15 protein-coding genes and 3 tRNA genes are annotated in these 18,983 nt (G+C 57.5%); 3 read left to right on the top strand and 15 right to left on the bottom strand.

Annotated features, from left to right (window positions below; translation table 11 throughout):
• A complete protein-coding gene (locus tag ACIN8IBEIGE_RS08120; RefSeq protein ID WP_160014197.1) occupies window positions 1–1,608 on the top strand; it encodes an ABC transporter ATP-binding protein in 1,608 nt (535 codons plus the stop codon).
• Between the two features lie 116 nt (window positions 1,609–1,724).
• Entirely contained in the window at window positions 1,725–2,519 is a 795-nt protein-coding gene (fabI, locus tag ACIN8IBEIGE_RS08115; RefSeq protein WP_090255858.1) for an enoyl-ACP reductase FabI, read from the top strand.
• A gap of 117 nt (window positions 2,520–2,636) precedes the next feature.
• Here fabI and ACIN8IBEIGE_RS08110 read toward each other — a convergent pair whose 3' ends face one another.
• From ACIN8IBEIGE_RS08110 to ACIN8IBEIGE_RS08070, 9 genes are all read right to left on the bottom strand, one after another.
• Window positions 2,637–4,514, bottom strand: coding sequence for a SurA N-terminal domain-containing protein (locus ACIN8IBEIGE_RS08110; protein WP_160014196.1), 1,878 nt, complete (start codon window positions 4,512–4,514; stop codon window positions 2,637–2,639).
• Window positions 4,515–4,734: 220 nt separating this feature from the next.
• Complete coding sequence (gene hupB, locus ACIN8IBEIGE_RS08105) at window positions 4,735–5,007, bottom strand: nucleoid-associated protein HU-beta (RefSeq protein ID WP_010490206.1); 273 nt, start codon at window positions 5,005–5,007, stop codon at window positions 4,735–4,737.
• Window positions 5,008–5,143: 136 nt separating this feature from the next.
• Window positions 5,144–7,537: an endopeptidase La gene (gene lon / locus ACIN8IBEIGE_RS08100; protein WP_160014195.1), complete on the bottom strand. Its 2,394-nt coding sequence runs from the start codon at window positions 7,535–7,537 to the stop codon at window positions 5,144–5,146.
• Window positions 7,538–7,686: 149 nt separating this feature from the next.
• Entirely contained in the window at window positions 7,687–8,967 is a 1,281-nt protein-coding gene (clpX, locus tag ACIN8IBEIGE_RS08095) for an ATP-dependent Clp protease ATP-binding subunit ClpX (RefSeq protein ID WP_160014194.1), read from the bottom strand.
• A 112-nt stretch (window positions 8,968–9,079) separates the two neighbouring features.
• Window positions 9,080–9,715: an ATP-dependent Clp endopeptidase proteolytic subunit ClpP gene (clpP, locus tag ACIN8IBEIGE_RS08090; RefSeq protein WP_160014193.1), complete on the bottom strand. Its 636-nt coding sequence runs from the start codon at window positions 9,713–9,715 to the stop codon at window positions 9,080–9,082.
• A gap of 90 nt (window positions 9,716–9,805) precedes the next feature.
• Window positions 9,806–11,116 (bottom strand): trigger factor, encoded by a 1,311-nt coding sequence (gene tig, locus ACIN8IBEIGE_RS08085; protein WP_160014192.1) that lies wholly within the window; start codon window positions 11,114–11,116, stop codon window positions 9,806–9,808.
• Between the two features lie 127 nt (window positions 11,117–11,243).
• A tRNA-Leu gene (locus tag ACIN8IBEIGE_RS08080) sits at window positions 11,244–11,328 on the bottom strand.
• A gap of 52 nt (window positions 11,329–11,380) precedes the next feature.
• Window positions 11,381–11,456 (bottom strand) — tRNA-His (locus tag ACIN8IBEIGE_RS08075).
• A 34-nt stretch (window positions 11,457–11,490) separates the two neighbouring features.
• Window positions 11,491–11,567, bottom strand: a tRNA-Arg gene (locus ACIN8IBEIGE_RS08070).
• A gap of 271 nt (window positions 11,568–11,838) precedes the next feature.
• Between ACIN8IBEIGE_RS08070 and folD the strand changes: the two genes are divergently transcribed.
• On the top strand, window positions 11,839–12,693 hold the full coding sequence (gene folD / locus ACIN8IBEIGE_RS08065) for a bifunctional methylenetetrahydrofolate dehydrogenase/methenyltetrahydrofolate cyclohydrolase FolD (RefSeq protein WP_160014191.1): 855 nt from the start codon (window positions 11,839–11,841) through the stop codon (window positions 12,691–12,693).
• A gap of 70 nt (window positions 12,694–12,763) precedes the next feature.
• On the opposite strand, the gene ACIN8IBEIGE_RS08060 is transcribed toward folD, so the two are convergent.
• The 6 genes from ACIN8IBEIGE_RS08060 to ACIN8IBEIGE_RS08035 all read right to left on the bottom strand — a co-directional run bounded on the left by ACIN8IBEIGE_RS08060 (window position 12,764) and on the right by ACIN8IBEIGE_RS08035 (window position 18,749).
• Complete coding sequence (locus ACIN8IBEIGE_RS08060) at window positions 12,764–14,506, bottom strand: ABC transporter substrate-binding protein (RefSeq protein WP_160014190.1); 1,743 nt, start codon at window positions 14,504–14,506, stop codon at window positions 12,764–12,766.
• Window positions 14,507–14,589: 83 nt separating this feature from the next.
• Entirely contained in the window at window positions 14,590–14,862 is a 273-nt protein-coding gene (locus ACIN8IBEIGE_RS08055; protein WP_160014189.1) for a DUF2160 domain-containing protein, read from the bottom strand.
• 11 nt (window positions 14,863–14,873) lie between these two features.
• A complete protein-coding gene (locus ACIN8IBEIGE_RS08050; protein ID WP_160014188.1) occupies window positions 14,874–15,674 on the bottom strand; it encodes a carbohydrate ABC transporter permease in 801 nt (266 codons plus the stop codon).
• A gap of 8 nt (window positions 15,675–15,682) precedes the next feature.
• Complete coding sequence (locus ACIN8IBEIGE_RS08045; RefSeq protein ID WP_160014187.1) at window positions 15,683–16,546, bottom strand: carbohydrate ABC transporter permease; 864 nt, start codon at window positions 16,544–16,546, stop codon at window positions 15,683–15,685.
• On the bottom strand, window positions 16,543–17,655 hold the full coding sequence (locus tag ACIN8IBEIGE_RS08040) for an ABC transporter ATP-binding protein (protein ID WP_160014186.1): 1,113 nt from the start codon (window positions 17,653–17,655) through the stop codon (window positions 16,543–16,545). The genes ACIN8IBEIGE_RS08045 and ACIN8IBEIGE_RS08040 overlap by 4 nt, the downstream gene beginning before the upstream one ends.
• Entirely contained in the window at window positions 17,655–18,749 is a 1,095-nt protein-coding gene (locus ACIN8IBEIGE_RS08035; RefSeq protein WP_160014185.1) for an ABC transporter ATP-binding protein, read from the bottom strand. The genes ACIN8IBEIGE_RS08040 and ACIN8IBEIGE_RS08035 overlap by 1 nt, the downstream gene beginning before the upstream one ends.
• Window positions 18,750–18,983 lie beyond the last annotated feature (234 nt).

Below are 18,983 nucleotides of genomic sequence, written 5' to 3'. Positions count from 1 at the left end.
ATGACCGATTCCAACACCCTCATCGAAGTCCGCGACCTGGCTGTCGAATTCGTCACCGGCAGCCTGAAACAGCGTGTGCTGGAAGGCGTCAGCTTCGACATCAAACGCGGTGAAACCCTGGCCCTGGTGGGCGAAAGCGGCTCGGGCAAATCGGTCACCGCGCATTCCATCCTGCGTCTACTGCCCTACCCCCTGGCTCAACACCCCAGCGGCAGCATTCAGTACGCCGGGCAAGACCTGCTCAAACTGAACGAGAACAAACTGCGCGGCATTCGCGGCAACCGCATCGCCATGGTCTTTCAGGAGCCCATGACCTCGCTGAATCCGCTGCACAGCATCGAAAAGCAGATCAACGAGGTGCTGGCCCTTCATAAAGGCCTGCGCGGCAAAGCCGCCACCGCACGCACCTTAGAGCTGCTTGAGCTGGTCGGTATTCCCGAGCCGCATAAGCGCCTCAAGGCCTACCCACACGAGCTGTCGGGCGGCCAACGCCAGCGCGTGGTGATTGCCATGGCCCTGGCCAACGAGCCGGAGCTGCTTATCGCCGATGAGCCCACCACCGCCCTGGACGTCACCGTGCAATTGAAGATCCTTGAGCTGCTCAAGGATCTGCAGGCGCGCCTGGGCATGGCGATTCTGCTGATTAGCCACGATCTCAACCTGGTGCGGCGCATTGCCCATCGCGTCTGCGTAATGCAACGCGGGCATATCGTCGAGCAAGCCGAATGCGAAACGCTGTTTAAAGACCCGCAGCACCCTTACACACGCGAACTGCTGGGCGCCGAGCCCACGGGTGGCCCGGTCGCTCAGGCGCCTGGCAAAACCATGCTGGAAATCGACAACCTGCGCGTCTGGTTCCCGATCAAGAAGGGCTTGCTGCGCCGCACCGTCGACCATGTCAAAGCCGTGGACGGCATCAACTTCAGCCTGCCGCAGGGGCATACCCTGGGCATCGTTGGCGAAAGTGGTTCAGGCAAATCCACCCTGGGTCTGGCAATCCTGCGCCTGCTTGGCAGCCAGGGAGGTATCCGTTTCCAGGACCAAGCCATCGACCAGCTCTCGCAACACGACGTGCGCCCGCTGCGCCGGCAGATGCAGGTGGTGTTTCAGGACCCGTTTGGCAGCCTCAGCCCGCGTATGTGCGTTGGCCAGATTGTCGGCGAGGGCTTGCAGATCCACCGCATGGGCAGCGAAGCCGAGCAAGAACAGGCGATTATCGACGCACTGGTGGAGGTAGGACTGGATCCAGAAACCCGTCACCGCTATCCCCACGAGTTCTCCGGTGGCCAGCGTCAACGTATCGCCATCGCCCGCGCTCTGGTGCTGAAACCTGCGTTAATACTGCTCGATGAGCCGACCTCGGCCCTCGACCGCACCGTACAGCGCCAGGTAGTCGAGCTGCTACGCTCGCTGCAGGCCAAATACAACCTTACCTACCTGTTTATCAGCCACGACCTGGCGGTAGTCAGGGCCTTGAGCCATCAGGTGATGGTGGTCAAACAGGGCAAAGTGGTCGAACAAGGTCCGGCGGCACGTGTCTTTGCTGCGCCACAGGACATCTATACACAGCAGTTGCTGGAAGCAGCCTTTATGGCCCCAGCTGATTAACCGGCTATTGAAAAGCGTTGGCGAGGTAGCCAGCGCAAGGTAAATACAGTGATGGCCACGCAGGTAGTTCTTCAACTGCCTGCCAATCCTTGTAGACAGGAAGAGGAACAACACAAATGGGTTTTCTAAGCGGCAAGCGCGTACTGATCGTTGGCGTCGCCAGCAAACTGTCCATCGCCTCTGGCATCGCGGCAGCCATGCACCGTGAAGGCGCCGAACTGGCTTTCACCTACCAGAACGAAAAACTCAAGGGTCGCGTCGAAGGTTTTGCCGCTGATTGGGGCTCGAACGCTGATCTGTGCTTCCCTTGCGATGTGGCCAACGATGAGGAAATCGCCTCGGTATTTGAAGCCCTGAGCAAGAAGTGGGACGGCCTGGATTGCATCGTTCACTCCGTTGGTTTCGCCCCTGGTGATCAACTGGATGGCGACTTCACCGACGTCACCACCCGTGAAGGTTTCCGCATCGCTCACGATATCAGCGCCTACAGCTTCGTCGCCCTGGCCAAAGCTGGCCGCGAGATGATGAAAGGCCGCAATGGCAGCCTACTGACCCTGTCGTACCTGGGCGCCGAGCGCACCATGCCCAACTACAACGTCATGGGTATGGCCAAAGCCAGCCTGGAAGCCGGTGTGCGCTACCTGGCCGGCAGCCTCGGCCCAGAAGGCACCCGCGTCAACGCCATCTCCGCTGGCCCGATCCGCACCCTGGCCGCATCTGGCATCAAGAGCTTCCGCAAGATGCTCGCTGCCAATGAGAAGCAGACCCCACTGCGTCGCAACGTGACCATCGAAGAAGTCGGTAACGCCGGTGCCTTCCTCTGCTCCGATCTGGCCTCGGGCGTCAGCGGCGAGATCATGTACGTCGACGGCGGTTTCAACACCACCGCCATGGGCGCCATGGAAGAGTAGGATTGTCCGCGCAGGGGGATCAGCTCTTCCTGCGCCACCAGCACAGTTGCTGCCACGGATGGCAGACATAAAAAAGGCCGCTTGAATAAGCGGCCTTTTTACATTCAGCAGTATCGATCAGAAGCGCTCGATATCCGCTGTCTCTTCCAGCTGCTTGCGGAACGCAGCAAAGTCCTGCTGACCGACACGCGAGGCGAGGAAGCGGCTGTACATGGCCTTATCCTCATCCGACAGGGCTTGCTCCGGCTGGCTCACGCCATTGAGACGGATGATCATGAAATCACCATTGCTCAGGCTGATACCGGCGAAAGTCGGCTTGTCGGCTGCCTCTGGCTTGGGCATGCGGAACAACGCCTGCAGCACTACCGGCTCAACGCCTTCCTGGCTACGAGTGGCCGCCTCAACGACATTCCACCCCTGTGCAGCATCGGCCTGGGCAACCGGGGTCTGACCATCGCGCAGAGCAGCCAGCTGCTCCTCACCCTTAGCCTTCACGGCTTCGCTTGCGCGAACCTTGATCAGCTGGGCACGGATGCTATCGGCGACCTGCTCAAGCGGCAGCTGCTCAGGTTTGTTGTGCTCCTTAACGCGCACCACCACCACTGTGTTCGGGTCGAGCTCGATTACACTGCTGTTGCTGCCGTCTTCCAGCACTTCATCGCTGAATGCCGCCTGAATCACCTGGCGATTGGCAGTCAGGCCTTCAGTGCCGCCCTGACGACCGAACGCCTCAGTGGTCTTGACCTCAAGACCCAATTCCTGAGCTGGCTGAGCAAGATCCGACGCTTCAAACGCGGAGTCTTCGAGATCTTTGGAAACTTCGACAAAGCGCTGCTCAACCTGACGCGCCTTGAGATCGCGCTGCAGTTTCTCTTCCAGGCTGGCGAAGCTCGGCACTTCCGGCGCCTGGACACCCAACAGCTTGATCAGATGCCAACCGAACTCGCTGCGTACAGGAGCCGATACAGCATTCTCGTCCAGCGCATACAACGCTTCTTCAAAGGCCGGGTCATATACGCCAGGGCCGGCAAAGCCCAGATCACCGCCCTCACCTGCCGAACCCGAGTCATCGGAGACCTCTTTGGCCAGCGTGGCGAAATCTTCGCCCTGCTCAAGACGCTTCTGCACCGCGACCAGTTTGGCCTGAGCTTGTTCGTCATTCAGCTTATCGTTGACCTCAACCAGAATGTGCGCAGCACGGCGCTGTTCGGCAAGGTTAGCGATTTCGCTCTGATAAGCGCTTTGCAGCGCCTCATCGGTGACTTCAACCTGATCAAAGAAGGCATCTTTCTTCAGCTCGACGTATTCCAGCACAACCTGCTCAGGGCTCATGAACTCGCTGGCCTGAGCGTCGTAGTAGGCCTTGATGTCGTCATCGCTGAGCGTGACTGCATCCAGATCAGCTTTGAGGGTCAGTGTGGCGAAGTCGCGAGTCTGCTTTTCCAGAGCGGCGAAAGCTTGCACTTGGGCATCAGTGACAAAACCGCTGTTAGCCAGGCCTGCGCGCAACTGACCGATGAGCATTTCCTGCTCAAGCATCTGGCGGAACTGCAAGCGGCTGTAGCCCAGCTGACGGATAACCTGATCGAAACGCTCAGCGTTGAACTGACCATCGACAAGAAACTCAGGTGTTTTCAGGATCAGCTGATCCAGCGCCTGCTGCGAAAAGGCGAACTTGGCGTCTTTGGCACTATCGAGCAACAAAGTGCGCTCTACCAGGCCATTCAGGGCTGCTTCACGCAGCAGCTTCTCGTCCAGCAGGGAGGCATCGAAATCGCGACCCAACTGTTGCAGCAGCTGGCGACGCTGCATCTCGACAGCCTGGCTGAGCTCGGCAGAAGTGATCTTCTCGCCATTCACTTCAGCAGCGTTTTTACTATTACTGGTGCTGGTAAAAATGGCATCCACACCCGTCAGCGCGAGCAGCGCGACAATAATGCCGATGATGGTTTTGGCAATCCAACCCTGTGAATTGTCCCTGATGTTTTGCAGCATGCGTCCCCCAGAACGACTGTACAAATAAAGCAGTCGCGCAGTGTGGGTAAAATCCGGATAGAAGAAAGGCGCATCAGTGGATGCGCCTTCTCGTAACTGGCGAAGCGGATCGAACTCAAGCAACTGATTCGTCGTGTTCAGCAAGGTATGCCTGACTGAACACCCCGCCCCGCGTCAGATCAGCCATTCAACTGATCTGCTGGGCAAAACCGAAAGAGGCTTAGTTAACAGCGTCTTTCAGAGCTTTGCCGGCTTTGAAGCCTGGAATCTTGGCAGCAGCGATGCTGATCGGGTTACCAGTTTGTGGGTTACGGCCAGTGCGAGCAGCACGCTCTTTAACAGCGAAAGTGCCGAAGCCAACCAGTACTACGGAGTCACCAGCCTTCAGAGCGCCAGTAACGGATTCAATTACTGCGTCCAGCGCACGGCCGGCAACAGCTTTTGGGATATCAGCAGATGCGGCGATGGCATCGATCAGTTCCGACTTGTTCACTCTTAAGTCCCCTTAATTTCTGTTGAGTTTATTTCTTGCTTTTAAATGTAAGCGAAGCTGGTGCGGAGAGCCTGCCGACACGATAAGAGCCGCTTTATAACAAGGGCTCTAAAAATGTGTCAAGAAACCCCTCCGGCTAATGCGTGCTAATTCGCTCCTTGGAATCAGTCTCGCGTTTTTCATCCTTTGCAACCATGGGAGCCGCATCAGGCAAGGGCTCCGGGGCGTATTGCAGCGCAATTTGCAGGACCTCGTCAATCCATTTAACCGGTTTAATCTGCAGGTCTTGCTTAATATTCTCCGGAATCTCTTTCAAATCGCGCACATTCTCTTCCGGAATGATCACGGTCTTGATTCCACCACGGTGAGCGGCCAGCAGTTTTTCCTTCAAACCACCAATGGCCAATACTTGACCACGCAAAGTGATTTCACCGGTCATTGCCACGTCGGCACGCACAGGTATCTGTGTCAGAGCTGAAACCAGCGCCGTACACATGCCAACGCCTGCACTGGGGCCATCTTTGGGCGTCGCGCCTTCCGGCATATGGATATGAATGTCCTGCTTCTCATAGAAGTCCACAGGCACGCCCAGACTCTTGGCCCGACTGCGTACAACGGTCTGCGCAGCAGTGATGGACTCCAGCATTACATCACCGAGCGAGCCGGTCTTGATCAGCTGGCCTTTACCTGGGACTACAACTGCCTCGATGGTCAACAGCTCACCACCAACCTGGGTCCAGGCAAGCCCAGTCACCTGGCCGATTTGATCCTGCTGCTCGGCCAAACCGTAGCGATGCTTGCGCACGCCGAGGAGATGTTCGAGCGAGTCTGCCGTAACAGTGACCTGGAAGCGCTTCTCGGTGGAATGCTCCTTGACCACCTTGCGGCACACCTTGGCAATCTGCCGCTCCAAACCACGCACACCTGCTTCGCGGGTGTAGTAACGAATGATGTCGCGGATTGCTGCATCCTCAAACACCAGTTCGACCTTCTTCAGACCATTAGCCTGAATCTGCTTGGGCGCCAGATATTTGATCGCGATGTTGATCTTTTCGGCTTCGGTGTAACCCGGAAGACGAATTACCTCCATACGATCCAGCAACGGCCCCGGAATGTTCATCGAGTTGGCCGTGCAGAGGAACATTACATCGGACAGGTCGTAATCAACCTCAAGATAGTGGTCGTTGAAGTTGTGGTTCTGCTCCGGGTCCAGCACCTCAAGCAATGCAGACGCAGGATCGCCGCGCATGTCCTGCCCCATCTTGTCGATTTCATCGAGCAGGAACAGTGGGTTACGCACGCCGACCTTGGTCATCTTCTGAATCAGGCGACCCGGCATAGAACCGATATAGGTGCGCCGGTGACCGCGAATCTCCGCCTCATCACGCACACCACCAAGGGCCATGCGCACGAATTTGCGGTTAGTGGCGCTGGCAATCGATTCGGCCAACGAGGTTTTACCCACCCCAGGCGGACCTACCAGACAAAGAACCGGCCCTTTGATTTTTTTCACGCGCTTTTGCACGGCGAGGTATTCAAGGATGCGCTCCTTGACCTCATCCAGACCGTAGTGGTCGGCATCCAGAATTGCTTCGGCACGCGCCAGATCCAAGCGCACCTTACTCTGCGCCTTCCACGGTACATTGACCAGCCAATCAATATAAGAACGCACCACAGTGGCTTCAGCCGACATCGGCGACATCTGCTTGAGCTTGTTCAGCTCGGCATTGGCCTTAGTGTGCGCCTCAGCAGTCAGGCCGGCATTTTCGATGCGCTTTTTCAGCTCATCGAGTTCGTTATGGCCGTCTTCGCTGTCGCCAAGCTCCTTCTGAATGGCCTTCATCTGCTCATTCAAGTAGTACTCGCGCTGGCTACGCTCCATTTGTTTCTTGACCCGACCACGGATGCGCTTCTCGACCTGCAACAGGTCAATCTCTGCGTCGAGCAGCGCCAGCACATGTTCGACTCGCGCCTGCAGATCGGTGATTTCCAGAATTTCCTGCTTCTGCTCGATCTTCAGCACCATATGCGCGGCCATGGTGTCGACCAAGCGGCTCGGCTCATCAATACCATTGAGCGAGGCCAACACCTCGGCAGGTACCTTTTTGCCTAGCTGTACGTACTGTTCGAACTGACTGAGCAGGCTACGGGTGAAAACCTCGGACTCACGTTCGGCAGCATCAACCTCATCGATCAGCTGCACTTCAGCCCGGCAATGACCGTCGACCTCGATAAAACGCTCGATCTCGCCACGCTGCTCGCCCTCGACCAGCACCTTGACGGTGCCGTCTGGCAGTTTCAGCAACTGCAGCACAGTAGCCACAGTACCGACGCGATAGAGGCCAGCCTCATCGGGGTCATCGTCGGCAGGATTCTTCTGCGCGAGAAGCAGGATCTGCTTCTCGCCCGTCATTGCGGCCTCAAGGGCTTCAATGGATTTCTCACGCCCGACGAATAACGGAATGACCATGTGCGGATAGACCACAACATCGCGCAACGGCAGGAGAGGCAATTCGATGGTTGTCTTCATGATTTCGGCTCTACGGCGGCCATACGGCCGTAAACAGATGGGATGACCCTTAGCCCTAAGATGGGGGCAGCCCAAACAAAAAACAAGCGCTGGCGCAGCAAAAGCAAAGGGGCCCGCAGGCCCCTTGCTTTCAACATGTTACAACGCTGTTACGCGTCAGGCGCAGCCTTGGCTGGCAGCTCGTTGTTCTCATAAATGAGCAACGGCTTGGAGGTGCCATCGATAACGCTTTCATCGATAACCACCTTGCTGACGTCGGACTGCGACGGAATCTCGTACATGGTATCGAGCAGGACACCTTCAAGAATCGAACGCAGGCCGCGGGCACCGGTTTTACGCTCAAGCGCCTTGTGCGCAACCGACTTCAGCGCATCCGGACGGAATTCCAGCTCTACCCCCTCCATCTCGAACAGCTTGGCGTATTGCTTGGTCAGTGCATTCTTCGGTTCAGTCAGGATCTGCACCAGCGCCGCTTCATCGAGCTCATCCAGTGTCGCGATGACCGGCAAGCGGCCCACGAACTCAGGAATCAGACCGAACTTGACCAGATCATCAGGCTCAACGGCGCGCAGTGACTCGCCGACTTTTTTGCCCTCTTCCTTGCTGCGAACTTCGGCATTGAAACCGATTCCGCCCTTGCTCGAACGGCCCTGGATGACTTTCTCCAGACCTGAAAAAGCACCACCGCAGATAAACAGAATATTGCGCGTATCAACTTGCAGAAATTCCTGCTGCGGATGCTTGCGGCCGCCTTGCGGCGGCACAGAAGCCACAGTGCCTTCGATCAGCTTGAGCAGTGCCTGCTGCACGCCCTCACCCGACACGTCGCGGGTAATCGACGGGTTATCCGACTTGCGCGAGATCTTGTCGATTTCGTCGATGTAGACGATGCCCATCTGGGCTTTTTCCACATCGTAATCACACTTCTGCAGTAACTTCTGAATAATGTTCTCGACGTCTTCACCCACATAACCGGCTTCGGTCAGGGTGGTGGCATCGGCGATGGTGAACGGTACGTTAAGCAAGCGCGCCAGGGTTTCCGCCAGCAGGGTCTTACCCGAGCCGGTTGGACCGATCAGCAGAATGTTGCTCTTACCCAGCTCGACATCATCTTTCTTGTCGCGCTGATTGAGTCGCTTGTAGTGGTTGTACACCGCTACCGCTAGAACCTTCTTCGCACGCTCCTGACCGATCACATACTGATCAAGGATGGTGCTGATTTCCTTTGGAGCAGGCAATTTATGCGCGCTGCTCTCGGCCTGGGCTTCCTGCACCTCCTCACGGATGATGTCATTGCACAGGTCGACGCACTCGTCGCAGATAAAGACCGAGGGGCCGGCAATTAATTTGCGTACTTCATGCTGGCTTTTGCCGCAGAAGGAGCAATAAAGCAACTTGCCGTTGTCCTCGCCGTTGCGGGTGTCAGTCATTCGTTCGATCCAAATCCGATAGGCTTGCAACACAAGATGAAGGCTTATGCGGGCTTTTTCAAGCCCGCCAGAGGCCGGACACGCCGCCCCACCCTATTTTGAGTTGCTTATATTAAGCGGGGCGCTTTTCAATCACCGCGTCTATCAACCCGTATTCACGAGCAGCTTCGGCGCTCATGAAATTATCACGATTGGTATCGCGCTCGATTTCTTCCAGGGTGCGCCCACTGTGCTTGGCCATCAGCGTGTTGAGACGCTCGCGGATAAAGAGGATTTCCTTGGCGTGGATTTCGATGTCTGACGCCTGCCCCTGGAAGCCGCCCAATGGCTGGTGAATCATCACACGCGAGTTCGGCAAACAGTAACGCTTACCCTCAGCGCCAGCGGTCAGCAGGAATGCGCCCATGCTGCATGCCTGGCCAATACAGGTGGTGGACACATTTGGCTTGATAAACTGCATGGTGTCGTAGATCGACATACCCGCCGTCACCGAGCCACCCGGGGAATTGATGTACAGATGGATGTCCTTGTCCGGATTTTCCGCCTCAAGGAACAGCAGTTGCGCACAGATCAAGTTGGCCATGTAGTCCTCCACAGGGCCAACCAGAAAGATCACCCGCTCCTTGAGCAGGCGCGAATAGATGTCATAGGCGCGTTCACCGCGAGCTGACTGCTCGACAACCATAGGCACCAGGCCGCCAGCGGCTTGGATATCAGGCATTTGCTGCATAAAAGGATTGCGGGACATGCTGCACTCGCTCCCTAAATAGTCATGTCACAAATACGCATAAGCCAGCGCGGAGGCTGGCTTATGGCGTGTTCGAACGAGGTAAAGAAATCAGGCGGCTTGTGGTGCTTCTACCGGCTTGACAGCTTCTTCGTACGAGACCGCTTTATCGGTCACGTTGGCCTTCTGCAAAACAGTATCTACAACTTGCTCTTCCAGTACAACCGAACGCACTTCGTTCATTTGCTGGTCGTTTTTGTAGTACCAAGCCACAACCTGCTCAGGCTCTTGGTAAGCCGAAGCCATTTCCTGAATCATTTCGCGAACGCGGGCTTCATCCGGCTTCAGTTCGCACTGCTTGACCACTTCAGCCACAACCAGACCCAGCACAACACGACGCTTGGCTTGCTCTTCGAACAGCTCAGCTGGCAGTTGCTCAGGCTTGAGGTTGCCACCGAACTGCTGAACGGCCTGCACGCGCAGACGATTTACTTCATTGCTGATCAGTGCTTTCGGCACTTCGATCGGATTGGCAGCCAGCAGACCGTCCATCACCTGGTTTTTAACCTTGGATTTGATGGCTTGGCGCAGCTCGCGCTCCATGTTCTTGCGCACTTCAGCGCGGAAACCTTCCAGACCGCCTTCTTTCACGCCGAACAGGGCGAAGAAGTCATCATTCAGCTCAGGCAGTTGAGGTGCCGCGATGCTGTTGACGGTGACGGTGAACTCGGCAGTTTTGCCAGCCAGGTCGAGGTTTTGATAATCAGCCGGGAAAGTCGGATTGATTACGCGCTCTTCGCCCGCCTTGGCGCCCACCAGTGCATCTTCAAAGCCTGGGATCATGCGACCGGAGCCGAGAACCAGCTGAGTGCCCTTGGCCGAACCGCCCGCGAAGGCCTCACCGTCGATCTTGCCAACGAAATCGATGTTCAGTTGGTCACCATTCTCGGCAGCGCGCTCGGCGGCTTCGAAACGGGTGTTCTGCTTGCGCAGGATTTCCAGCATGTTGTCGACGTCAGCATCAGCTACGTCAGCCTGCAGGCGCTCGATGGCGATGGACTCAAAGCCACCAACAGTGAACTCCGGAAATACTTCGAAGGTCGCAACGTATTCCAGATCCTTGCCTTTCTCGAACGACTTCGGCTCAACGGCCGGAGCGCCAGCTGGATTGAGCTTCTGCTCAACAACGGCTTCGTAGAAAGTGGATTGGATCAGGTCACCCAGCGCTTCCTGACGCGCAGCATCTTCATAACGCTGACGGATCACGCTCATTGGCACTTTGCCAGGACGGAAACCAGGGACCTTGGCACGACGGGCAGTCTGCTGCAGACGCTTGTTGACTTCAGTCTCGATGCGCTCAACAGAGACGCCAACGGTCATACGGCGCTCGAGAGCAGAGGTACTTTCAACAGAAACTTGCATGGATAATCCTCGTTGCACAGACATAAGCCGGCCGCTTGCCGGCCCCTAATCAAGGGCATGCATTCTAGAGGGTCGATTTGCAGAAGTCACCCTAGATGCAGGCGGCAAACGGGAGGGAGCTAAAAGATGGTGCGGACGGAGAGACTCGAACTCTCACGCCTTGCGGCGCTGGAACCTAAATCCAGTGTGTCTACCAATTCCACCACGTCCGCGTGGTAAAGCTTTATACAAAAACGCCAGGAATTAACCTGGCGCTTTGGAATATGGGGTGGACGATGGGGATCGAACCCACGACAACAGGAGTCACAATCCTGTGCTCTACCAACTGAGCTACGCCCACCATATTGCATTTTGCTTGAGCCAAGACCGCCAAATGGCACGCCCGGCAGGACTCGAACCTGCGACCATCCGCTTAGAAGGCGGATGCTCTATCCAGCTGAGCTACGGGCGCCTATCCATCTGCAGATGCAGACTTAAAGCTTTCGGCTTCGGAAAAAACTTTGCAGCTTCGACCTTTGCCGTCTTACCCAGCTACTGGCTGTGCTCGACAAGCGGGGCGAATGTTATAGAGACCGTTTCAGGTCGTCAACAGGAAAAGTTAAAAAAATTCAGCCATTTAAAGGAGTTACGCGAAAACCGTGGCGTGCGCCTTTGCCCCACAGCACGGTCATGCGAGAATGCGCGTCCTTTTTCCATCCTTTCTTTATGGTTAACCAAGCGCAATGACCGCACAACTGATCGATGGCAAAGCAATTGCCGCCAGCCTGCGCCAGCAGATCGCCCAACGTGTCGCCGAACGACGCCAGCAAGGCCTGCGCGCACCCGGGCTGGCAGTAATTCTCGTCGGTAGCGACCCCGCGTCCCAGGTCTACGTTTCGCACAAGCGTAAAGACTGCGAAGAAGTTGGCTTTGTCTCACAGGCTTATGACCTACCGGCCACCACCGCCCAGGCCGAACTGATGGCATTGATCGACCGTTTGAATGACGAACCGAGCATTGACGGCATCCTGGTGCAACTGCCATTGCCAGAACACCTCGACGCATCTTTGTTGCTTGAGCGCATTCGCCCGGACAAAGACGTCGACGGTTTCCACCCCTACAACATCGGCCGCCTGGCCCAGCGTATGCCATTGCTGCGCCCCTGCACCCCCAAAGGCATCATGACCTTGCTGCAAAGCACGGGCGCTGACCTGTATGGCATGCACGCCGTGGTGGTTGGCGCCTCGAATATCGTCGGTCGGCCAATGGCCATGGAACTGCTGCTGGCTGGCTGCACCGTGACCGTGACCCACCGCTTCACCAAAGACCTGCCCATGCATGTCGGCCAGGCCGATATCGTCGTGGTGGCTGCTGGCAAGCCTGGCCTGGTGCATGGCGAGTGGATCAAGCCAGGCGCCATCGTCATCGACGTTGGCATCAACCGTCAGACCGACGGCAAGCTGATTGGCGATGTGGTGTATGAAACCGCCCTGCCTCGCGCTGGCTGGATCACGCCCGTACCAGGCGGCGTTGGCCCGATGACCCGCGCCTGCCTGCTGGAGAACACCCTGCATGCCGCAGAGCATCTGCACGACTGAGTGCGGCGCGAGCAAAAATAAAAAACGGCACCTTAGGTGCCGTTTTTTATGTCGCTTACAAACCCCTGCATCAGTCGCGAGCTTGCTCCCAGGATTTCAGCAGCTCGTTGTAGTTGATGGTTTCGCCCTGAGGCTTCTCGTTGGCCAGCTTGGGCTTCGGTGCTCCAGGCTGGTCCAGCCAGTACTGCGGATCGCGCGGCTCATTAAGCTTCGGCCCACACTCTCCTAGTACACCGGAACGCTCAAGGCGGCCCAACATAGTGTCCTGGGCTGCTGCAAGGCCATCCAGCGCCTCTTGTGGCGACTTGTCGCCACTGGCTGCTTCGGCAATGAATTGCCACCACAGTTGAGCCAAACGTGGATAGTCAGGCACGTTGGTCCCGGTCGGGGTCCACTGCACCCGTGCAGGGCTGCGATAGAACTCCACCAAACCACCCAATTTCGGAGCAGCGTCGGTCATGGCTTGCGAGTTGATATCCGACTCACGAATCGGCGTCAGGCCAACCAGAGTTTTCTTCAGCGATACGGTTTTCGAGGTAACGAACTGCGCATACAGCCAGGCGGCCAGGCGCTGTTTCTCCGGGGTGGACTTGAGGAAGGTCCAGGAGCCGGTGTCCTGATAACCCAGTTTCATGCCCTCCTCCCAATACGGACCTTTTGGTGAAGGCGCCATGCGCCACTTCGGCGTGCCATCTTCATTAACCACCGGCAGGCCGGCTTTGGTCATGTCCGCGGTAAAGGCGGTGTACCAGAAAATCTGCTGGGCGATGCTGCCCTGCGCCGGTACCGGGCCGGATTCGGAGAAGGTCATGCCCTGCGCTTCCGGCGGCGCGTACTTGCGCATCCAATCGACATACTTGCTGGTGGCATACACCGCCGCAGGGCCATTGGTATCGCCGCCACGGGCAACACTGGATCCCACCGGACGGCAACCGTCTACGCGAATACCCCACTCGTCCACTGGCAAGCCGTTAGGCAGCCCCTTATCGCCGCCACCGGCCATGGAGAACCAGGCATCGGTGAAGCGCCAGCCCAGGGATGGGTCTTTCTTGCCGTAATCCATATGGCCGTAGATGCGCTGGCCATCGATTTCCTTGACCTTCTCGGAGAAGAACTCGGCGATGTCTTCATAGGCCGACCAGTTGACCGGCACACCCAGCTCGTAGCCGTAGATTTCCTTGAACTTGGCCTTCAGCTCCGGACGCTCGAACCAGTCGGCGCGGAACCAGTAAAGGTTGGCGAACTGCTGGTCCGGTAGCTGATACAGCTTGCCGTCAGGCCCGGTGGTGAAGGAAATGCCGATAAAGTCCTGCAGATCGAGGGTTGGCGAGGTCACCGCCTTGCCTTCGCCCTCCATCATGTCGCTGATGGCTACCGCCTTGCCGTAGCGGAAGTGCGTACCGATCAGGTCCGAGTCATTGATATAGCCGTCGTAGATGTTCTTGTCCGACTGCATCTGGGTTTGCAGCTTTTCGACGACATCACCTTCCTGCATCAGGTCATGCTTGAGCTGAATCCCGGTGATTTCGCTGAAGGCCTTGGCCAGCACCTTGGACTCGTACTCGTGGGTGGCGATGGTTTCCGAAGCCACGCTGATGCTCATGCCGCGAAACGGCTCGGCAGCTTTGATAAACCACTTCAACTCTTCGAGTTGCTGCTCAGGCGTCAGGGTCGAGGGGTTGAACTCCTCGCTGATCCACTTTTTTGCCGCCTCTTCGTAGGCATCGGCCCAGGCTGCGCCGCTCAAGCCGGACAACGTCAGCAGGGCAGCCAGCGCCATGCTATGTCGAGTTTTGTTGTTATTGTCGAACATAGAGACCTCCATCTCAGGGTTTGGAATGAGGTAAGCGGGTCATGGTCGCGCCCAACCGGCAGGCGCAGCCAAGGCAGCCCGGCTTAACCCCAACGCATCACTGCAAACAAGCAGAATAGGGACAGCACCGAAGCTATCCAGACACTCCAATCGGTCGCGCCCACCACCAGCAGATGCAGGTAGGCACTTCCAAGCAGACCGATAAACAGCCGATCACCACGGGTGGTGCTGATCGGCAACAAACCTTTGCGCTCGATACAAGGCGAACGTAGCTCCCAGATCGTCATGCCAACCAGCAGCATGCCAATAAAGCCGAAAAACAACGCCGTCGGCAGGGTCCAAGCCATCCAATCCATCGTCGCGACTCCTATACCCGGCCCAGGGCAAAACCCTTAGCCACATGGTTACGGACAAACCAGATCACCAGCATGCCCGGCAAAATGGTCAACACCCCCGCCGCTGCCAACACGCCCCAATCAATCCCCGAGGCCGACACGGTACGCGTCATCACTGCAGCAATCGGCTTGGCATCCACCGAGGTCAGGGTGCGCGCCAGCAGCAACTCGACCCAGGAAAACATGAAACAGAAAAACGCGGTGACGCCGATGCCCGAGCCAATCAGCGGGATAAAGATCTTCACGAAGAATTTCGGGAAGCTGTAGCCGTCGATATAGGCAGTTTCATCGATCTCCTTCGGCACCCCGGACATAAAGCCTTCGAGAATCCACACCGCCAGCGGCACGTTGAACAGGCAGTGCGCCAGGGCTACGGCGATATGCGTATCGAACAGACCGATCGACGAATACAGCTGGAAGAACGGCAGCAAAAACACCGCCGGTGGCGCCATGCGGTTGGTCAGCAGCCAGAAGAACAGGTGCTTGTCACCGAGGAAACGGTAGCGGGAAAACGCGTAGGCCGCTGGCAGCGCCACCGATAGTGAAATCACCGTGTTCAGGCACACGTAGTACAGCGAGTTGAGATACCCCTCGTACCAGCTCGGGTCAGTGAAGATCACCTTGTAGTTATCTAGGGTGAAGCCGTGCGGCCACAGCGTCAGGCCGCCGAGAATCTCGGTGTTGCTCTTGAACGACATGTTCAGCAGCCAGTAGATCGGCACCAACAGGAACAGGACATACAGCCCCAGCACTACTTTTTTACGTAGGGTCATGGTCGGCCTCAGCGCGTCTTATCGTTGTGGGTCATGGCGGTGTAGAACAGCCAGGACACCAACAGGATGATCAGGAAGTACACCAAGGAGAACGCCGCCGCCGGGCCCAGGTCGAACTGACCAATAGCCATTTGCGTCAGGGTCTGACTAAGGAAGGTGGTGGCATTGCCCGGCCCGCCGCCGGTCAGCACGAAGGGCTCGGTGTAGATCATGAAGCTGTCCATAAAGCGCAGCATCACCGCGATCAGCAGCACGCTCTTCAGCTTGGGCAGCTGGATATGGCGGAACACGGCCCAGTCGGATGCACGGTCGATGCGCGCGGCCTGGTAGTACACGTCGGGAATGGCGCGCAGGCCCGAATAGCACAGCAGCGCCACCAGCGAGGTCCAGTGCCAGACGTCCATGATCAGCACTGTGACCCAGGCATCGCTGGTGTTGGAGGCGTAGTTGTAGCTGATGCCCAGGCTGTTCAGGCTCCAGCCGAGCAATCCGATGTCAGCGCGGCCGAATATCTGCCAGATGGTGCCGACCACGTTCCACGGGATCAGCAGCGGAATCGCCAACACGATCAGCACCAGCGAGGCCATGCGCCCCTTGGTCGGCATGCACAGGGCGATGGCGATACCCAAAGGAATCTCGATCAGCAGCACGCAAGCGGAGAAGATGAACTGGCGCAGCAGCGAGTCATGCAGACGGGTGTCCTGCAGCACCTGCTTGTACCAGTCGACGCCAACGAAATAGCGCGTGGAATGGTCGAAGATGTCCTGCACCGAATAATTTACCACCGTCATCATCGGCACAATGGCACTGAACGCCACCAGCAGAAACACCGGCAGCACCAGCCACCAGGCCTTGTTGTTCTGCACCTTCATGGCTGCACCTCCTGCGCTTGCGCCTCAACCAGAACGTCATCGGCGTAGAGCATCAACCACTGCGCCGGAAAGCTCAGGTAGACCTGCTGCTGCGGCACGGGCTGATCCTCCTGCAGACGCACCTTGAGCGACTGGCCATCGAGTTTCAGGGTGAGAATCTTGTAGGTGCCGAGGTCTTCGACATGCACCACCTCGCCACGCAGCGCATCCTCGTTGGGGCCATCCCAGACGTGGACGAACTCCGGGCGAATACCGACTTTCAGCTTGGCCCCAGGCCGCTCAGCCAGGCGTCGATTGAGCGCTGCCGATAACGGCAGCACGGTATTGTTGAAACGCACACCGCCGGCATAAGGCAGCACATCAATCAGGTTCATTCCGGGGCTGCCGATGAAGTAGCCAACAAAGGTATGGCTGGGCCGCTCGAACAACTCACGCGGCGTGCCGAACTGGACGATCTGCCCGCCGTACATCACCGCAATCTTGTCGGCGAAGGTCGAGGCTTCGAGCTGGTCGTGGGTGACGTAGACCATGGTGATATTGAACTGCTCGTGAATCTGCTTGAGCTTGCGCCGTAGCTTCCATTTCAGGTGCGGATCGATCACCGTCAGCGGTTCATCGAACAGAATCGCCGACACGTCATCACGCACCAGGCCTCGGCCCATGGAGACCTTCTGCTTCTCGTCAGCAGTCAGATTACGAGCGCGCTTGTGCAGCAACGGGTGCAGCTCCAGCACCTCGGCAATTTCATTGACCTTGGTGAGGATCTTCGCCTCGTTCATGCCCTGGTTGCGCAAGGGGAAAGCCAGGTTGTCGAACACCGTCATGGTGTCGTAAACCACCGGAAACTGGAAAACCTGAGCAATATTGCGCAGCTCCGGCGGTAGCGCGTTGACCACCTTGCCATCGAACTGCACCTCGCCATGGGACGGGCTGAGCAGGCCGGAAATGATATTCAGCAGAGTCGACTTGCCGCAGCCCGAAGGCCCCAGCAACGCATAGGCGCCGCCCTGCTCCCACACATGGTTTATCTCGCGAATGGCGTAATCGGCTGATTCAGTCGGCGCACGGCTGTAACTGTGGGCCAGGTTATGCAAACGGATCTCGGCCATCAGGCAACCCTCCCCAGACGGCGGCTGGGGGCCTGAATCAACTGCCCATCAGCGGCGAAGACAAACAGCTTGTGGGTAGGGATATAGATGAGGATCGGCGTGTCCACGTCGTACTCATGCACCCCCGGCAGATGCAACACCAGCACGAACTGCTCGTTGCGCACATGCAGAAAGGTTTCCGAACCACTGATCTCGGCCAGCTCGACCGTTACCGCCAGCTCCAGATCGTCATCATTGGACGGCACCAGGCCGATATGGCTGGGGCGTACGCCAAAGCGGTATTCACCCTCGGCAATACCTTGCAGGTCCGGGTTAAGCGGGAAATGCACGGTATCGGCAAAGCTCACTTCAGTGCCGCTGACGCGCCCAGGCATCAGGTTGATCGCCGGCTCCGAGAACAGCTCGGCGGCCAGCACCTGCTGCGGACGGTGATAAACCTCGGCAGTCTTGCCGCTCTGCACCACCCGCCCTTCATGCAGGATGGTGGTGGTGCCACCCAAGGCCAGGGCTTCATTGGGCTCGGTGGTGGCATAGATGGCGATGGTGTGGCGAGCCTGGAACAGCTCGCGCATCTCCTGGCGCAGCTCTTCGCGCAGCTTGTAGTCGAGGTTGACCAGCGGCTCATCGAACAGGATCAAGGAAGCGTCCTTGACCAGCGCCCGCGCCATGGCTGTACGTTGCTGCTGGCCGCCGGACAGTTCCAGCGGGTAGCGCTTGAGCAAACCATCAATGCGCAGCATCTGCGCCGTGGCATGCACTTTCTCTTCAATCAACGCCTTACTCACGCCGGCCTGGCGCAGCGGCGAGGCGATGTTCTCGAACACCGTAAGGGTCGGATAATTGATGAACTGCTGATAGACCATCGACACGTTGCGCTGGCGCACCGGCACCTGGGTCATATCGGCGCCATTCATCAGGATGCGTCCGCTGGTGGGCTTATCCAGGCCCGCCATCAGGCGCATCAGGCTGGTCTTGCCAGACAGCGTGCGCCCCAGCAGCACATTGAAGGAGCCAGGTTCGAAGCTCAGGCAGGCATCGTCGATATACAGCTGGTGATCAACGATCCGCGTGACATGCTCCAGGGTAAGTGACATGGGCCGTCCTTTTTCTTGTTATCTACCCAGCTACAAAGCGAGTTCCGTGCCAACCCCTCAAAAAAACTTAAGCCATTGATTTAAAACAACTACTACTAAAGATAAACAACATACGTAGACAGCACTGAACACTTTTGAACAGTGCACAGTGAACAACTGAACAGTCACAGCGTTGACATTGAACAGCCTTCGGCGACACTGCACAGGCCCGGCGCAGACCGTGGCCCATAACAA

Source organism: Pseudomonas sp. 8BK (genome assembly GCF_902506475.1).
GTDB classification, from domain to species: Bacteria; Pseudomonadota; Gammaproteobacteria; order Pseudomonadales; family Pseudomonadaceae; genus Aquipseudomonas; species Aquipseudomonas anguilliseptica.
The sequence above is the reverse complement of the archived record's forward strand: the minus strand, read 5'-3'. Positions and strand labels throughout refer to the sequence as shown.

What these genes read in the sequence shown, in the direction of transcription:
- ACIN8IBEIGE_RS08040 (WP_160014186.1), bottom strand. Translation starts at nt 17,655, where the DNA reads ATGGCCGAGATCCGTTTGCATAACCTGGCCCACAGTTACAGCCGTGCG.
- clpP (WP_160014193.1), bottom strand. Translation starts at nt 9,715, where the DNA reads ATGTCCCGCAATCCTTTTATGCAGCAAATGCCTGATATCCAAGCCGCT.
- ACIN8IBEIGE_RS08060 (WP_160014190.1), bottom strand. Translation starts at nt 14,506, where the DNA reads ATGTTCGACAATAACAACAAAACTCGACATAGCATGGCGCTGGCTGCC.
- ACIN8IBEIGE_RS08050 (WP_160014188.1), bottom strand. Translation starts at nt 15,674, where the DNA reads ATGACCCTACGTAAAAAAGTAGTGCTGGGGCTGTATGTCCTGTTCCTG.
- ACIN8IBEIGE_RS08045 (WP_160014187.1), bottom strand. Translation starts at nt 16,546, where the DNA reads ATGAAGGTGCAGAACAACAAGGCCTGGTGGCTGGTGCTGCCGGTGTTT.
- lon (WP_160014195.1), bottom strand. Translation starts at nt 7,537, where the DNA reads ATGAAGACAACCATCGAATTGCCTCTCCTGCCGTTGCGCGATGTTGTG.
- ACIN8IBEIGE_RS08035 (WP_160014185.1), bottom strand. Translation starts at nt 18,749, where the DNA reads ATGTCACTTACCCTGGAGCATGTCACGCGGATCGTTGATCACCAGCTG.
- ACIN8IBEIGE_RS08120 (WP_160014197.1), top strand. Translation starts at nt 1, where the DNA reads ATGACCGATTCCAACACCCTCATCGAAGTCCGCGACCTGGCTGTCGAA.
- ACIN8IBEIGE_RS08110 (WP_160014196.1), bottom strand. Translation starts at nt 4,514, where the DNA reads ATGCTGCAAAACATCAGGGACAATTCACAGGGTTGGATTGCCAAAACC.
- fabI (WP_090255858.1), top strand. Translation starts at nt 1,725, where the DNA reads ATGGGTTTTCTAAGCGGCAAGCGCGTACTGATCGTTGGCGTCGCCAGC.
- ACIN8IBEIGE_RS08055 (WP_160014189.1), bottom strand. Translation starts at nt 14,862, where the DNA reads ATGGATTGGATGGCTTGGACCCTGCCGACGGCGTTGTTTTTCGGCTTT.
- folD (WP_160014191.1), top strand. Translation starts at nt 11,839, where the DNA reads ATGACCGCACAACTGATCGATGGCAAAGCAATTGCCGCCAGCCTGCGC.
- clpX (WP_160014194.1), bottom strand. Translation starts at nt 8,967, where the DNA reads ATGACTGACACCCGCAACGGCGAGGACAACGGCAAGTTGCTTTATTGC.
- tig (WP_160014192.1), bottom strand. Translation starts at nt 11,116, where the DNA reads ATGCAAGTTTCTGTTGAAAGTACCTCTGCTCTCGAGCGCCGTATGACC.